Origin of the sequence: Paenibacillus montanisoli, assembly GCF_003268025.1 — a bacterium.
In the GTDB taxonomy this organism is placed as follows: domain Bacteria; phylum Bacillota; class Bacilli; order Paenibacillales; family Paenibacillaceae; genus Paenibacillus_Z; species Paenibacillus_Z montanisoli.
On record NZ_QLUW01000002.1, the window covers coordinates 902,776 to 918,351 of the forward strand.

Sequence of the window (15,576 nt, forward strand, 5' to 3'; positions counted from 1 at the left end):
ACGTAACAAAACGGCAAAACGATTCTAAAAGTTGCGGATTTAATGCGGATTTTAATGAGGCTTTGCCTCCGCTTTAATTTGATCTACCTGCTCCTTGACGCCGGGGTCGCTGTTAAGCAGCACTTCAATTTGTCCCCATGCGTCTCCGGACTCTTTTGCGGAAGCGCCTGAACGCTTTGGGGCGGCATGGTGCACCGCTTCCCTATCGAACTTCCTGCTGATGACCGCTCCCATCGCCCTTCTCGTCATGCCATTCACGGCATTGCCCGCGGCGCTGCTCGCCCATGCGAACATGCCCGGCCTTCTCTTCGCCACATATGCCGCCGCTGCCATCCCGGCAAGGCTCCCAATTAGAAATCCCGACCATTTCATCGGCAATCCTCCTATGCTAAATGCTACTTCCGGTTCGCATTTAGCTTTACCTTGGCAGGCGGAGGTCAATCCATCACAAATTTAGGAAGTAGTAAAGTTCGGTTCATTTTGGAAATATGATAAAATAAGTGCATTCTGCCTTGGCATTACCAACATGAAGGCAACAGGAGGTTGACAGCATGCCGCTTCGCAAAAAGCATTCCCTCTCCATTATTTTATTGGCAGCCGCGCTGCTTGCAGCAGGGTGCGGCGAATCGTCAAACCGCACGAATAACGCTACGGCGCCGGATGCTGCCAATCAGCCTTCAGCGAATGTGACGGAGCCTGCCCCGGCAAACGGCAATACGGCCGCGAACGCAAACGAAGGAACGTCCGGCGATACTCCAGTCAATCAGCCCGCGAACAACGGGACAAATAATACGCCAGAGGCGAATGCGCCTGCTGCGGAAGAGCCGTCCCCGGAGCCCGCACCGGAGCCGGAGCCGCAGCCCGTAACGAAGCTGTATAAGATGAATAAAGTGTACAGCTTCGTTCCGATTGACAAGGCGGCAACGAGCAACAAGGTCGTGCTGCTCACCTTCGATGACGGCCCTAAAGAAGACGAAATGCTCAGCTCGATGCTCGATACGCTTGATAAGCATAAAGCGAAAGCGATCTTCTTCGTTAACGGATACCGCGTCAAGGAGCACCCTGAGCTGCTTAAAAAAATTGCCGATCGCGGGCAAACGATCGGCAACCATTCCTGGGATCACATCAATTTGAAAAAAGAATCGCAAGCCTCTGTCCAGAAACAGGTCGGCGACGTCCAGAAGATCGTCAAAGACGTCGTTGGCACAGAGCCGGTTTTCTTCCGTCCGCCGTTTGGGCTCGGCAGCGATTATGTGAAGAAACTTGTCCGCGAGCATGGCATGCTCTATATGACCTGGTCCAACGGCTCCCTGGATTGGGACAGCAGCACGAAGAACAAACCGGACAAAGTCATCGCCAACGTGCTGGATCAGCTTCACCCGGGGGTAAACATTCTCATGCACGAGCTGCCTTGGACGGCCGAAGCGCTGGATGAGCTGCTCACGAAGCTGGAAAGCAAAGGTTACGGGTTCATAGACCCGGCTACGATCGATCTTGGTCTCGACGAGAAGCCGCAGAAGACCGCAAAGTAATGCGGTGAAATTGAGCCGGCGCTCCCAAGCGGATCGGCAATCTGGATGTACCGAAACCATTGCTGACGAACAGCCGGGGCCCTTTGGCTCCGGCTTTTTCGCGCGGCGGGCAATCGAACCATCCGCTTGAGTAGCCGGAATAGTTCGTTCCGCGCCACACAGGCCCGATAATCGGCAGCTTAATTTGGCCGCCGTGCGTATGGCCGGACAGGATGAGATCTACCTCCTGTTTTTGACCGTCATTCATCCGCTTCGCAAGTATCGGATCATGGGCCAGCAAGATGGTGAATGGTTTGCCATCGCCGCCTAATTCCTCGGTTTCGCTGAGAGCCAAATCCAGCCGGTCCTTCTCGGTACGCGGATCATCGACGCCGGCGAGCCGGATTCGGCTCCCGTCCCGCTGCTCCAGGATGACCGATTCATTCACGAGGAGCCCGACTCTCTCTTCCCGCAGCATAACTTCAAAAGGCCTCATGTCTTCGTCGTAATCGTGATTGCCGAACACCATGTAAATCGGCGCGATCCGAGCCAGCTGCTTGATATTGCCCCGGGATCTGGCAAGCGGAACTCTTCTTTCCCGCAAATCCCCGCCGATCAGCACCAAGTCGGCGCCTCCGGCCGCTGTTATCCGTTCAATCTCCTCATCGGAAACTAACCTTCTATGTATATCCGTTATCAATAAGAGCGTCGTCCCGTCAAAAGCGGGCGGAAGCCGATCGAACGAAACCGTCTGCTCATCCAGCCGGTACCTGTAGGACGTCTTCACCATGACGCCCAGCATTGCTATCGATGCCGCAGCGGCAGTTATCAAGACCCATATCCACACGAAATCGAAGCACCTCCCCCAATGCTGCTTTCCTCATGGTTATTCGAATTGTTTCCCCCATAAAAGCAGTCCAACCATTAGCAGTAAAAAAAGAAAAATAAGTACCAGGTAAAACAAGTTTGCCATCTGCTGTTTATTAGAAGGATGCTTAAAACGGCGCGACGTCAGCGGCGCGTCTTCCGAGGCCGCCGCTGTTTCGCTGCGCGCGCGCGCAGCCTGCGCGCCGACGTATTTTCTGCTGCCAAATTTCTTTACTCTGCTCATGCTTCCCTCCGAAATCGAATCACAAGGCCCATAATCATATCAATGAGGAAATGTGCAATAATCGGGGCCCAAAGCGTGCCTGTCTTGATGTAGATCCAGCCTAGCGCGTAGCTGATCGCAAACACTAGACCCGTCGGGATCCAGTGTTTCAAATACCGGACATGGATCGTTGCAAAGATAATGCTCGTCCAGTACGGACCGATTCCATGCTGAATCGCGCCGCGAAACAGCGTCTCCTCGCAAATAGACACAATCAGCGACAGAACGACGATGTGCCAGGTCGCGCGATTTTTAAATATCCGTTCGTTTACGCCGCCGTCATCGTTCGCTTCTTCCGGCACGAAACGGGCGGTAAGAAAATCGATGGCGATGACGAGGGCCGCCAATCCGGCTCCGAAATACAGATACTTCAAACCTTCTGGAGGAGCAAATAATAAAAATGGGTTCCGCTTCTGAAAAAGCAGCCAAATAAAACCGATAACTAGAGTTATTGCTTGTGTTGCGTACAAATTGATAAGCAGCATGCGATCGTCGATCTGGTCCACGGTCACCGGTTTTATCTTCAATTTGCGGAGATCGAATTTTTTCATGTCCAGCTCCCTGCCATGGAAGGTTCATATTTCCTTTTCAAAGCTTTTACCCTATACTAGTAGGACAATTGAATCATTTGACAGAATCCGACGATTATTGACGAAATAATGGATGAAGGAGATAAACATGGAGAAACGACTGACACGCACCGAAATGCTCTTTAGTCTAGGATTTCTATTCATGCTCGTTATCGCCGTCGGAGCCTTCTTCTATGGCGTAAAGATAGGCTCGGAACAAACCGAAGCGAAGCTGGTCGAGAATACGAAGCATCTCAGCGGCAATAATCCTGGCATCGCAACCGCCTATCAGCAGCAGGATCTGGTTTCATTCTATCATACCGTATTTTTGCCCTATCGTGAATTTCAAACAAGCTGGTTCGAAACGATCCATAAACTAACCTCCCAGCAGCTGACCGATGTCAGCTCTGCGCTAAAGGAATTATCCAGCGTAGCGGAGCAAAAATATGACGAAGCCGAGCATGCCTCCGTACCGAAAAGCTCCCCGCTTTTGGAAACCGCCCAGCTGCAGCTCCTGAAGAGCCTGCGAATGTTCAGCGAAACGGCTCAGCGAGCCGCTGTTTCTGCTAAAGACATGAATACTGCCGATCTCATGAAAGCTCTAGAGAAGGATGCTTACTATACGCAAGGCGTGAAGTTTGCGGTGGCCGGCCAGCAAAGCTACTACGAGTCGATGCTGAAATGGAGCTCGTCGGTCAATCCGAACATTCCGAATCATTATGATGCTTCTGCCGTCCTGACCATCGAGCAATGGAAGCCGCTTCCGCTCACCGTCAAAAACAAGCTGATGGCCGACCAGCTCAATGCCCGCAAGGAGCTGTCGCCATTCTATCCGCAGGATCTTTCGTCCCGTGTCGATCAATTTATTTATTCAGGCCAAGCGAACAACATGAAGATGAAGTCGGTCGATGCCATCGTTGACCTGCTCATCAGCACCGAAGCGGTTCGCTCGGGCGATTTCAGCCAAAGCAAAGCCGAGCTGTACGCGAAAGAACTGCTTCCACAGCTTCCATTCTTCTTTCCGGAGACCGAATAGCGCGTCCTTAATCGTATTGAAAGCCATCCAAAGAGGATACGGCAGCCATGCCGCCAATGACATTGGCGAGGTTGCCGTATCCTTTTTCGCTTAAATAACGGCAAACCGCGACGCTTCTTACGCCGTGCGCGCAAATGACATAGACCGGCCGTTCGCGCTCGATCTCGTTTTCACGTTCTTGAAATGAAGAAAGCGGCATTAATGTACTGTTATCTAAATGATAATAATTCCATTCATCAAGTTCTCTCACGTCGATAATTTGATCGAGCGCGAGCTTCCCTTCCCGCACGAGCGCCAAAAACGGCTCCGGCTCGATATTGCTCCATCTTTCCAACAATTACGCCCCCTTTTCACGGTCGATCATAACGAAAATTTCACATTTGGGCAAGTTTTAATGATTGCATTTTCCATAATACTTGTTAAAATAGTAAACATTAATGTAGCCTGGTTCTGTTGGTCCATCCGGTACAACAATAGCTTGACGTGTGATCGTGTGAACAGACCCTCGCCTAAGAAGCCGCCCAGCGCGGTTTCTTAACGAGGGTCTTTCACTTCTACTATACATCATCATACAAACGCTCAGGAGGCAACCCAACATGTTTAAAGTATTGGTCTCAGATCCAATCAGCGATCTGGGCATTCAACAGCTAGTGGATGCGCAGGATGTCGCTGTCGACAAAAAACCGGGATTAAGCGAGGATGAGCTCGTCGCCATTATCGGCGAATACGACGCGCTTCTCGTACGGAGCCAGACACGCGTAACAGCCCGCATCATGGATGCAGGCAAATCGCTCAAGGTGATCGGCCGCGCCGGAGTCGGAGTGGACAACATCGACTTGGAAGCAGCTACGCAACGCGGAATTATTGTCATTAACGCGCCAGACGGCAATACCATCACAACCTGCGAGCATACTTTCGCCATGATGATGTCGGTTGCCCGCTTCATTCCTCAAGCTTACTTGAAAACGGTAGGCGGCGAATGGGACCGCAAATCGTTCCTAGGCGTTGAGCTTCGCAACAAAGTGCTCGGCGTACTCGGCATGGGACGCATCGGCAGCGAAGTAGCTAAGCGCGCGAAAGCGTTCGGCATGGAAATTTGGGGATACGACCCGTTCTTGACCGAGGAACGCGCAGAGAAGCTCGGTATTCGGTTGTCCTCCGTGGATGATATCGTGCGCAACGCCGACTTTATGACCGTTCATACGCCGCTCACGCCGGAAACGCGCCATATGATCTCCCGTGCGCAATTCGAAGTGATGAAAAAAGGGATGCGCATCGTGAACTGCGCGCGCGGCGGCATTATCGACGAGCATGCGCTAGTTGAAGCGATCGATCAAGGCATCGTAGCCGGAGCAGCTTTCGACGTATTCGAAGTTGAACCGCCTGCAGCCGATCACCCGTTCCTGAAGCATCCGAAAATCATCGTGACGCCTCACCTTGGCGCCTCGACCGTCGAAGCGCAAGAGAACGTGGCGATCGATGTTTCCGAGCAAGTATTGAACATTTTGCGCGATAAGCCGTTTATGAACGCGGTCAACATGCCGCCGATTCCGGCTAACGTATTGAGCAAGCTTCAACCGTACTTCAGCCTTGGCGAGAAGCTCGGCAGCTTTATCGCTCAATTGACCGAAGGCGCCGTAGAAGAAATTACGGTGAGCTACGCCGGCGACCTGGCTGAAGTCGATACGCAGCCGCTTACGCGTTATATCGTTCGCGGTGTACTCTCGCACCACCTGGGCTCGGAGCAAGTCAACGTCGTCAATTCGATGCACCTTGCGAAAGAGCGCCATGTGAACATCGTCGTTCAGAATTCGCACGAAGCGCGTGACTTCACGAACTCCATTACCGTCAAGCTGCGCTCCAAAGTAGCTACTCGCCTCGTTACAGGCACAATGCTGACCGGCTACGGTCCGCGGATCGTTCAGATCGACCGCTTCCCCGTCGACGTTGCGCCGGAAGGCAACATCATTCTGATCTCGCATAACGATAAACCGGGCATTATCGGTAATGTCGGCATGCTGCTCGGAAATAACAACGTCAACATCGCAACGATGCAAGTAGGACGCGAGCTTGTCGGCGGCTCTGCGATCATGGTGCTGACCGTGGACAAAGGCGTTTCCAAGGACGTTATTTCGGAGCTTGTGAACCTGCCTGATTTGAACAAAGCGAAGGAAATCAAACTCGTATAAACTGCAAAGCTCCGACCCTCTTCGAGGGCCGGAGCTGTTTTTTATCCGAAAACCGAATTTTTACAATGAAAATGTTTCACGACCAACAAGATTTGTCTACTTCCTTCAACAAGAACCGACTTTCGAAGGATGCCAGATGCAAACTGAGGTGATTATTGTGGAAGAGTTCCTTTCACGAATGAAGCACAAGCACGGAAGGACCATAGACGGAAGGCGACATATATGGGATGTAGAAAAACTGTGGGAGATATCCAAACACTTACCCGTTCATAAAATCAAGATAGACTCCATAAAGGAACTTGATCAGGATTGTTGGTTTGCGGATAGCCGGAGCGCACCCATTCCAACCATACGCAATGTTGCTCGTCATTGTCAGAGAATCATTAACGCAAACATGGAGTACCCCATACTATTATGTGCCGATGGGCAGTTGATTGATGGAGGCCATCGAATCGCAAAAGCACTGATCGAAGAAAAAAGTGAAATCGATGCCGTCTTTATACAATTGCCGCCAGCGGACGTCATTCTATAAAGAAAATAAGAGGGGGTCCCAAAAGGTCATGAATTGACCTGAGGGGCACCCACTTTTTTTACGCTTACTTTTATGCAGAGGGCAAAATTATTGATCCTAGATGTCATTGTTATATCTTTTACGTTTCTCTAGAATATCTCAAGATAAACTGAAAGAATTTTAAGTGTAGTGTTGTAACGAATAAGTAAAACGAAAACGAATAAAGCAAAGTCCAGCCGTGAAATTTGAAAACATTAAAAAATATGGCTAACCATTCAAGGCAAACAGCTAAAAGTGACCACACAATTACATACACCGTAAAGTAAAGTCCGTTTGGATTTAATTTGTCAAATAAATATACAGATAGTAGCGCATAAGGGGAGTACATGAAGTATGTGATTACATCTGTCAATTCATATTTCTTAAGATCGTTGATATCGTACAAATCTAAGGGAGGAGTTGCGATTGTATGATCCATGATGATAGCAACAGTAACGCTGAATAAGATAACCAGTATAGAAATTACACGAGGATATCTTTTGGGGACAAATAATAGCCAAGTGTAGCCTAAAACACAATTAAGAATGACAAACCATTCGTTCTGGTCAAATTTTACGGGTAAAGGCAACATTCAGCCCATCTCTTTTCTAAGTAATTTCCGAAACCAAATCCATGGGTAATTAATTAGCAAGAAAATAACAAACCACTCCGCAAAGGACCACCATAGTTTCCATTGATTGAAGTGATAAACATTAAGAGCATTAGCAAGATATTCGATGCCTACAAGGATCGAAATCCCCACCGGCAGCCTTGTCCATTTTTTATATGTGCTTCCTCCATCCAAGCTTTTATCTAAATACCATATGATGAGCAAGGGGATTAAAAACACTCTAATTAGTGCCATAGTCCAATACTGACTCGGATATTTTCCAAAGTCAAACATCCCCATATTTAAAGCAAAGACCGTCATGAAATTATGGTGAATAATATTAACAACCATCCAAACAAACATGATTTCGAAGAGATGGAGATTTTTCTTAGACACCGCATAGGAGATATTCATTATTACAGTTATCGAAAAGAATATTGAGAATGCCATTGATATATCCTCCATCGATGTACTTCTAACTTCAATTATCACCATAATAAAAGTAGTTAACACTCAGTGAAGTTCTGTTTTGAGAGTTCTTTGCTTTCGAGATAAGAAAGTTACACTAATACAGTAAGAGCTAAACGGACCATGACGCCACGTTTATGCTGATGAAAGAAGACCACATGCGAAACGGCCAGCTCAAGCCGGGCTACAATGTGCAGATCGGCACCGAAAATCAATTCAATGTCGGATACAGCAGTACCACAATCTGCTCAAAAAAGCCGCAGTGGACGCAAAAAAACAAGGAGTTAAGCGAAAACAGGCCGCTTAGCTCCTTGGTTTATTCCGTATGCCATCCAATTTTGTCACAGTAGCAGTTCCAAAGTTTACTTTTGGGACAGCCTCTTCATTTGCTTATTTGACGGGAAGCAGAATCGTAAAGGTTGTACCGGCCCCTACAACGCTCTCCGCTTTGATTTGCCCCCGGTGAGCGTCGATAATGCTCTTCACGATCGCGAGGCCAAGGCCGGTTCCGCCCGATGCACCCCGGGTACGCGCTTTGTCGGCTTTGTAGAACCGTTCGAAGATAAACGGCAGATCCTCCTGCGGAATGCCTTCCCCTTCATCCTTCACCCTGATCTCGACGAAAGCTTTCTGGTCTATGACGATGTTTCGTGCGCTAAGCGCGATCGAGGCATGCTTTGCCGTATGCCGGATCGCATTGTCCAGCAGGTTCGTCAGTACCTGCTCCAGCCGGTCCTCATCCGCCTGCCCGATCATGAGCGCCTCTGGCGGCAGCTCGGCGTGCAGCTGAATGTCCCGTTCCTTAGTAAGCGCCAGAAACTTGCGGTGCACGCGCTTTAGCAGCCCCGTCAAATCCGTCTCGATCAGCTTCATCTCGATATGGCCGGCTTCCATTCTTGCAAGATCGAGCAAATCCTTCACGAGGCGTCCCATGCGCAGCGATTCCTCATAGATAACCTGCGCGAGCTCTTTGCGCTCTTCCGGCGAAGCGGCGATATCGTCAAGCAGCGCTTCGCTGTAGCCTTGCAGCATCGATAGCGGCGTCCGGATCTCATGCGACACATTCGCCACGAAGTCACGGCGTAGCTTCTCCAGCTTCGTCTCCTCCGTGACATCGCGGATTACCGCCACCGCCCCGCGCACGGTGTGGTTCGACTTGAGCGGCGCCATGACAACCGACCATGCGCCGCTTTGCACGTGAACCTTGTCCGTCAAGTCTCTGCCTTCACGGAGCACCTTGCGGTAAAGCTCAAACAGAGGCTCAGGCACCTGCGTATGCGCTCCGATAAAATCATCGGTCCATTCCAGTTCTTTCCACTGTTCGATGAGCTGCTGTCCGTGCGGGTTGGCCAGAATGATCTGCCCATCCGCATTGAATGTCACTACGGCGTCCGCCATACTCCGATGAACGCTTGCCAAATGGTCCTTCTCATGGTTCAAATCGCGGATCAGCGTTTCCAGTTCGAAAGCCATGTGATTAAACGTATTGGCGAGATCGCCGATTTCGTCGTTTGAACGGATCGGAACGCGGGTACGATACTCGCCGTGGGAGATCAGATCGGCCGCTTTCTTCAGCTGGAGCAGCGGCTGCGTGATTTTGGTTGACAAGAAGAACGCAAAAAACGTAGATAGCAGAAACCCGATAATCGCGGTATAGACGAACAGCACCTTGACTCTATGCGAGTCATCGAAGGCGATGTCGATATACTGCAGCAGAAACATGCCGAGAATCAGCAAGACGACAGCCACTAACGCGATGATGGTAATCCATAGCTTGCCGACAACGCTGCGCCAGATCATCACTTACTTCGGCACCTCAAGCTTATAGCCTACGCCCCAAACCGTCGTGATCATCATCGCAGCTTCCGGGGAAACCTTATTCAGCTTCTCGCGAAGCCGTTTGACATGCGTATCCACGGTACGAAGATCTCCGAAAAATTCATAGTTCCAGACGTCTTTCAGCAGCTCTTCACGGGAAAACACTTTATCAGGCGAAATCGCCAGATAGTGAAGCAGCTCATATTCTTTCGGCGTCAAGCTGACCTCTTGCCCGCCGGCCATAACACGGTGCGCATCATGCTCAATGATGAGATGCGGGAATACGATGTTGTTGCTCGTCAGCGCTTCCTTCGTCAGGAAGGCCGTCGCCGACGAACGGCGCAAAATCGCTTTGACGCGGTAAATGACCTCGCGCGGGCTGAACGGCTTGACGACATAGTCGTCTGCGCCGACTTCGAAGCCCTGCACCCGGTTCATCTCTTCTCCTTTGGCCGTCAGCATAATCACCGGCGTCGCCTTCACTTGGCGGAGCCTGGAGCAGACCTCAACGCCATCTATCCCTGGCAGCATGACATCCAGCAGGATCAGATCGAACTCGCCGGCCGTCGCCAGGCGGAGCGCCGTCTCGCCGTCTTCCGCCTCCTCGATGAGATAGCCTTCTTTCTCTAGGTACATTTTAAGCAGTCTGCGAATCCGTTCCTCATCATCGACTACTAGAATGCGGTGAAGTTCTTCAGACATTTCCGTTGTCTCCTTTCAACTTCATGCGAATGATCTGTTAAACGCCTGCGTAGGAGTGCAAGCCGACGAGGACAAGGTTAACCCCGATCAGCGTAAACATGACGACGACAAAACCGATAACGGCCAGCCATGCGGACTTGGCGCCATGCCACCCGCGCGACAAGCGCAGATGCAGGTACGCCGTGTAGTACAGCCAAGTAATAAGCGCCCAAACTTCTTTCGGGTCCCAGCCCCAGAAACGCGACCAGGCGATATAAGCCCAGATCATCGCGAAAATCAAAGCGCCGAGCATAAAGATCGGATAGCCGATCGCGATCGCGCGGTAGCTGATCTCGTCGATATCATCCTCGTCGATACCGTCCATGAGCGGATGGATAGCGGCGCCGATGCGCTTGCGCAGCACCAGACGAAGAAGGCCGTACAGAATCGTACCGTTAATGACCGACCATGTGATCGTATTCAGCTTGCGCGCGGCGTTTACTCCCTTCATCCAATGAGGGGTTTCCATAAGCGGCTCTTTGAAGCCTAGGAAGGCATCCATCGAAACAACCTGGCTGTTATAAGGTTTGAAAATCGGCGGCAGCGAATACTCGACCGTTTCGGTTGTCGTGTTGTCGACACCGGTATCGCTGATTTCAACGTTTTCTTGCTTGAAGCTCGCCTCATAGCCCGCTCCGCGGAACGCGAAGACGCTTCCGATGAACGCGATAATGACGACGATCACATAGAGCGTAAATTCGACCCAGCGCTGCTCGCGTCTTGCGCGTTCGTCCGTTTTTTTGAAATCGACCGTACGAAGCAAATACATGAGGCCTGCCGCAAAACCGACCGCGAAGAACGCTTCGCCGGTTGCTGCCGTCGTGACGTGGATCTTCAGCCAGATCGATTGCAGCGCCGGAATGAGCGGCTGCACTTCCTGCGGGAATACGGCCGCGAAAGCGACGATGATTACCGTCAGCGGCAGCGTAAACAAACCGAGCAGCGGCTTGCGGTAGATCGCATTGACGACGACGAAAGCGAACATGATCGCCATCGCCAGGAAAGTCATGAATTCGTACATGTTGCTGGTCGGAATATGGCCTCCGCCGATCCAGCGCGTAATGAAGAACGTCACATGAGCGGCGAAGCCGAGAATCGACACCGCGTAGGCGATACGCCCCCAGCGGCGGGTATGCTCCTCCGGACTGCGGTTGCTCCACTTGCGGCCGAGCGCGGAAACGCCGTAAAACATAAATCCAAAGCAGTAAAGAAAAAACGCGGCGATAAAGGCATCGCTGCTGAAATCAAGCAAACTCACGATTTGTTCCTCCCGTTATCCAGCGACTTCGGCTCTACGACGATGCCTAAACCGCGCAGCGCGGAAGCGACCTCGGCACGCATGCCGTAATTGTTCTTGTTCGTATGTGCGCCGATCGTGACGCGGCCGCCGTCGATGCGAAGCCAAATTCTGCGGTGGTGCCAGTACGAGCCGAGCAGCAAGCCGAACATGGAAATGCCTGCGCCGACCCAAATGTACGGCATCGCGCGGTCCGATCGGATGTTGAGCGATGTGACAACGCCGGCAAACTCTACGCCTTCCATGGAAGGCACCTTGATCTCGAACCGTTTGGCCAACTCGCCGTTGATGACGTCTTGGCTGAAGCGCGCCTTGTCGTTTTGTTTCGGAAAATACATATAAGGCTCCCCGCCTTCAGCCAGATCCGGCCCCTTCAGGACAAATACGAAAGCCGGCGCGTTCGGCTCCTTGGATTTGGTCGTCGGCTTGCCTTCCGAATCGAGCGCGAAATCCATGTAGGTCTGGCGCAGTTCAAGCGTGTACGGTCCCAGCGCGTATGTCAGCTCCGGATTCCGCATCTCGAGCTTGAACGGACCGTAGGTTTTGCCGGTCTTGTGATCGATCAGCACCGGATTCACCGATTTCAGCTTCGGCGTGTCGTCGTAGCCGAATTGGTATGCTTTAATGCCTTGATAGGAGAGCGGATCGTTCACAATGATGCTGTGGCGCTTCACTTCCTTCAGCTGCGGCTGTTTGGACGGATCGTCGCAGTCCGCTTCGCATTCGTACAGCACCGCTTTCGTCTCATAGAGCTTGGCGCGCGCCGTACCTTTCAACGATTCCGGAAGCTCGTCATCCTTGTAGTAGTCGATCGTGAATTTCTCGTTCTTCACGTACAGATTCGTTTCCGGAATTTGTACGGTCTCGCCCTCCGGAACCGTGATGTAAGTATCCATCGCCCAGCCCGGCAAAGACCGGAGCAGCACCGCCAGCAGAAACACGATCAAACCGATATGATTGATATAAGGCCCCCAACGACTGAATCGGTACTTCTCCGCCAGAAGAGCGTCACCGTCTTGGTGGACGCGGTAATGTCTGCGCTTCAGCTGCTCGGCCATGGAAGCGGTCCATGCCTCCGGAGCGCCTTCAACGCTGCTTGCATAAACCGTCTTCTGCCGCGTCAGGAAGGTCAAGTGCTTGCGGATTTGCTGCTTGTTCAGCGCCCGGTAGAGCGGAAGCACGCGGTCCAGGCTGCAAATGACCAGCGATGTGCCGATCATGACCAACAAGCCGATAAACCACCAGGATTCGTACGTGTTGGATAGCCCCAGCTTGTAGTACCACTTGCCGATCCAGCCGTAGCGTTCCTCGTAATAAGTGGAGGGATCAAATGAGATAAAGGCGTTTTCCTGCGTAAAGATCGTACCGACAATTGAGGCAATCAGCGTTATGACAATGAGCCTCACGGCAACTTTAACCGAGGAAAAAAAGTTCCAAACGCGGTCAATCGGGGACGGATTCGCCTTCTGCGAGCGGCGGGCGATGCCGTCGTAACGCATCTCGAGCGGCGCTTCGCTCGCCGCTTCCTCGACGTCCAGCGGATTGCCGCAGCTTTCGCACAAGACGGTGCCGACGGGATTCTGGTGACCGCACTCGCATTTCGTGTTTTCAAACGTTAACATGCAAAAAACCTCCTTCGACTAGGACGCCAGCAGCTTCTCGATGCGCTTGTCCATGTCCGCTTCAGCCATCGGTCCGACGAAGATGTCCAGTATCGTTCCGTCCGGCTTCACGAAGAAGGTAGTGGGATACGACTTCAATCCGTACTTCCGCTGTACATCGTTGTTCTCGTTTTGCAAAATCGTATAGCTGACGTCAAACTGCTTCACAAAATTGTTGATGGTCAACTTATCTTCGCCAAGGTTGATGCCAACGACCTCAAACGGCTTATCCTTATGCTTCTCGTACTGCTTGACCAGATCCGGCGTTTCGTACACGCAGCCCGGGCAATAGGTTCCCCAGAAGTTGATGACAAGCGCCTTGCCTTTATAATCCGCCAGACGGTGCGTCTTGCCGTTCATATCGAGCAGCGCGAAATCCGGCGGCTCCGAGCCTTTGCGGGGCAAACCGTCCTTCGAGGCGAACAGCGCATTGCCGATCGCATAGCCGCCAAGAACCAGGACGCCAAGGAAGATGACCAATTGAATCAGTCTGCGGTTCGATTTCATAATTGGGGTACTCACCGCCTATTCTAATGATGCCATTAAAGCTGGAATGGGATAGTATCATTATAACGAAAATAGGGCGGCGAATGAGGCTGCCGCCTTTCATTATTTTTGAATTTTATGTGTCTTGACAGCCGCGGCGCGCAGTTCCTGCACTTCCTTCGGAGTCAAATGGCGGAACTTTCCACGCGCCAAACCGTGCAGTCCCAGCTCGCCGAAACGGACCCGGCGAAGCAGCAGCACCGGATGGTTAATGGCATCGAACATCCGTCTTACCTGCCTGTTGCGGCCTTCGTATATCGTAATCGTGATCGTCGCTTGATTCTTCTCCGTATCGACGTCATGATACTCGACCTCCGCGGGAGCCGTCATCCCGTCCTCCAGCAAAATCCCCTGCTGCAGCCTTTCAAGCGCCGTGCCGTGCGGGATGCCTTTCACCGTCGCCCAGTACGTCTTAGGTACGTGATGGCTCGGATGCGTCAGCAAATTGGCGAACTCTCCATCATTCGTAAGCAGCAGAAGCCCTTCCGTATCATAGTCCAATCGGCCGACCGGATAGACCCTCTCTTTAATGCCTGGGAGATAGTCCGATACGATCTTGCGGCCTTGCGGATCGTTCGCGCTCGTAATAACGCCTTTCGGCTTATGCAGCATCAGATAGAGCTTGCTTTCGCTCTGAATGCGGCGGCCATTCACCGTGATGACATCTACCGCCGGATCTGCTTTGACTCCTAATGTTGTTACCGTCTCATCATTGACTTGAACTTTGCCCGCCAGGATGAGTTCCTCGCATTTGCGGCGCGACGCCACGCCGGCCTGCGCCAATATTTTCTGTAAACGTTCCAATGATTTCACCTCACCCACCATCATACCCTAAATGCCAGGTGGAAAGAAAGTACAGCGCAAAGAAGCCCCCGAGGCTGACGGCCGGGTTATCGGCATGCAGCGCACGGGGGCTGTAAAGGGTTTGTTTTACGATCCGAATACTAATAAGCAAATGATGATAGCTGCAAAAAAACCGACGAAATCGGAAAACAACCCTACTTTAAGCGCATACTTGCTTCGCCTGATGCCTACAGCGCCGAAATACACCGTCAGCACGTAAAGCGTCGTGTCGGTGCTGCCTTGAATCGTCGAAGCGATCCGGCCGATCATTGAATCAGGCCCATAGGTCTTGATAAGCTCCGTCGTGAAAGCTAGCGAGCCTGCTCCGGTCAACGGCCTGAGCAAGCCGAGCGGAAGCACCTCGCTTGGAATCCCCAATCCATCGAACAGCGGACGAATGAGGGCCGCCATCATATCCATCGCGCCGGATGCCCGGAACATGCTGATCGCGACCATCATGCCGACCAGATGGGGAATGATGTTAATCGCGGTGCCGAAGCCGTCTTTCGCGCCTTCAATAAACGTTTCATAAACCGGTACGCGCTTATACGCAGCGTATAAGGGAATAAACACAATCATAAACGGAA

At 51.8% G+C, this 15,576-nt stretch carries 17 protein-coding genes; 4 read left to right on the forward strand and 13 right to left on the reverse strand.

The window, feature by feature from the left end:
- Window positions 1–51: 51 nt before the first annotated feature.
- Window positions 52–372 (reverse strand): hypothetical protein, encoded by a 321-nt coding sequence (locus DL346_RS13570; protein WP_112882634.1) that lies wholly within the window; start codon window positions 370–372, stop codon window positions 52–54.
- Between the two features lie 179 nt (window positions 373–551).
- Here DL346_RS13570 and DL346_RS13575 point away from each other — a divergent pair, with 179 nt between their 5' ends.
- Window positions 552–1,532 carry a polysaccharide deacetylase family protein gene (locus DL346_RS13575; RefSeq protein ID WP_112882635.1) on the forward strand — a complete coding sequence of 327 codons (981 nt, stop codon included), beginning with the start codon at window positions 552–554 and terminating at the stop codon, window positions 1,530–1,532.
- Here DL346_RS13575 and DL346_RS13580 read toward each other — a convergent pair.
- From DL346_RS13580 to DL346_RS13590, 3 genes are read right to left on the reverse strand one after another with little or no spacing between them, the layout of a single operon-like run.
- Window positions 1,483–2,358 carry a metallophosphoesterase gene (locus DL346_RS13580; RefSeq protein ID WP_112882636.1) on the reverse strand — a complete coding sequence of 292 codons (876 nt, stop codon included), beginning with the start codon at window positions 2,356–2,358 and terminating at the stop codon, window positions 1,483–1,485. The genes DL346_RS13575 and DL346_RS13580 overlap by 50 nt on opposite strands.
- Window positions 2,359–2,397: 39 nt before the next feature.
- Window positions 2,398–2,622: a hypothetical protein gene (locus tag DL346_RS13585; RefSeq protein ID WP_112882637.1), complete on the reverse strand. Its 225-nt coding sequence runs from the start codon at window positions 2,620–2,622 to the stop codon at window positions 2,398–2,400.
- Window positions 2,619–3,212 (reverse strand): CPBP family intramembrane glutamic endopeptidase, encoded by a 594-nt coding sequence (locus tag DL346_RS13590; RefSeq protein WP_112882638.1) that lies wholly within the window; start codon window positions 3,210–3,212, stop codon window positions 2,619–2,621. The genes DL346_RS13585 and DL346_RS13590 overlap by 4 nt, the downstream gene beginning before the upstream one ends.
- A 127-nt stretch (window positions 3,213–3,339) precedes the next feature.
- Between DL346_RS13590 and DL346_RS13595 the strand changes: the two genes are divergently transcribed.
- Window positions 3,340–4,266: a hypothetical protein gene (locus tag DL346_RS13595; RefSeq protein WP_112882639.1), complete on the forward strand. Its 927-nt coding sequence runs from the start codon at window positions 3,340–3,342 to the stop codon at window positions 4,264–4,266.
- Between the two features lie 7 nt (window positions 4,267–4,273).
- Here the strand turns inward: DL346_RS13595 and DL346_RS13600 are convergent, their stop codons facing one another.
- Window positions 4,274–4,600 (reverse strand): rhodanese-like domain-containing protein, encoded by a 327-nt coding sequence (locus tag DL346_RS13600; RefSeq protein WP_112882640.1) that lies wholly within the window; start codon window positions 4,598–4,600, stop codon window positions 4,274–4,276.
- 262 nt (window positions 4,601–4,862) lie between these two features.
- Between DL346_RS13600 and serA the strand changes: the two genes are divergently transcribed.
- Together serA and DL346_RS13610 are read left to right on the forward strand one after the other, a co-directional pair.
- Entirely contained in the window at window positions 4,863–6,455 is a 1,593-nt protein-coding gene (serA, locus tag DL346_RS13605; protein WP_112882641.1) for a phosphoglycerate dehydrogenase, read from the forward strand.
- Between the two features lie 136 nt (window positions 6,456–6,591).
- Window positions 6,592–6,987 carry a chromosome partitioning protein ParB gene (locus DL346_RS13610; protein ID WP_112882642.1) on the forward strand — a complete coding sequence of 132 codons (396 nt, stop codon included), beginning with the start codon at window positions 6,592–6,594 and terminating at the stop codon, window positions 6,985–6,987.
- A gap of 610 nt (window positions 6,988–7,597) precedes the next feature.
- Here DL346_RS13610 and DL346_RS13620 read toward each other — a convergent pair.
- From DL346_RS13620 to DL346_RS13660, 8 genes are all read right to left on the reverse strand, one after another.
- The gene (locus DL346_RS13620) at window positions 7,598–8,065 is read right to left on the reverse strand and encodes a hypothetical protein (RefSeq protein ID WP_112882644.1); all 468 of its coding nucleotides are present in this window, start codon (window positions 8,063–8,065) and stop codon (window positions 7,598–7,600) included.
- Between the two features lie 408 nt (window positions 8,066–8,473).
- On the reverse strand, window positions 8,474–9,886 hold the full coding sequence (locus tag DL346_RS13630; RefSeq protein ID WP_112882646.1) for a HAMP domain-containing sensor histidine kinase: 1,413 nt from the start codon (window positions 9,884–9,886) through the stop codon (window positions 8,474–8,476).
- The gene (locus DL346_RS13635) at window positions 9,887–10,603 is read right to left on the reverse strand and encodes a response regulator transcription factor (protein WP_090976783.1); all 717 of its coding nucleotides are present in this window, start codon (window positions 10,601–10,603) and stop codon (window positions 9,887–9,889) included.
- A gap of 37 nt (window positions 10,604–10,640) precedes the next feature.
- Window positions 10,641–11,900: a cytochrome c biogenesis protein CcsA gene (gene ccsA / locus DL346_RS13640; RefSeq protein ID WP_112882647.1), complete on the reverse strand. Its 1,260-nt coding sequence runs from the start codon at window positions 11,898–11,900 to the stop codon at window positions 10,641–10,643.
- Complete coding sequence (gene resB / locus DL346_RS13645; protein WP_112882648.1) at window positions 11,897–13,561, reverse strand: cytochrome c biogenesis protein ResB; 1,665 nt, start codon at window positions 13,559–13,561, stop codon at window positions 11,897–11,899. The genes ccsA and resB overlap by 4 nt, the downstream gene beginning before the upstream one ends.
- 18 nt (window positions 13,562–13,579) lie before the next feature.
- Window positions 13,580–14,107 (reverse strand): redoxin domain-containing protein, encoded by a 528-nt coding sequence (locus tag DL346_RS13650; protein ID WP_112882649.1) that lies wholly within the window; start codon window positions 14,105–14,107, stop codon window positions 13,580–13,582.
- A gap of 102 nt (window positions 14,108–14,209) precedes the next feature.
- The gene (locus DL346_RS13655; RefSeq protein ID WP_112882650.1) at window positions 14,210–14,950 is read right to left on the reverse strand and encodes a pseudouridine synthase; all 741 of its coding nucleotides are present in this window, start codon (window positions 14,948–14,950) and stop codon (window positions 14,210–14,212) included.
- 126 nt (window positions 14,951–15,076) lie between these two features.
- Window positions 15,077–15,568 (reverse strand): spore maturation protein, encoded by a 492-nt coding sequence (locus DL346_RS13660; protein WP_206098535.1) that lies wholly within the window; start codon window positions 15,566–15,568, stop codon window positions 15,077–15,079.
- Between the last annotated feature and the right edge of the window lie 8 nt (window positions 15,569–15,576).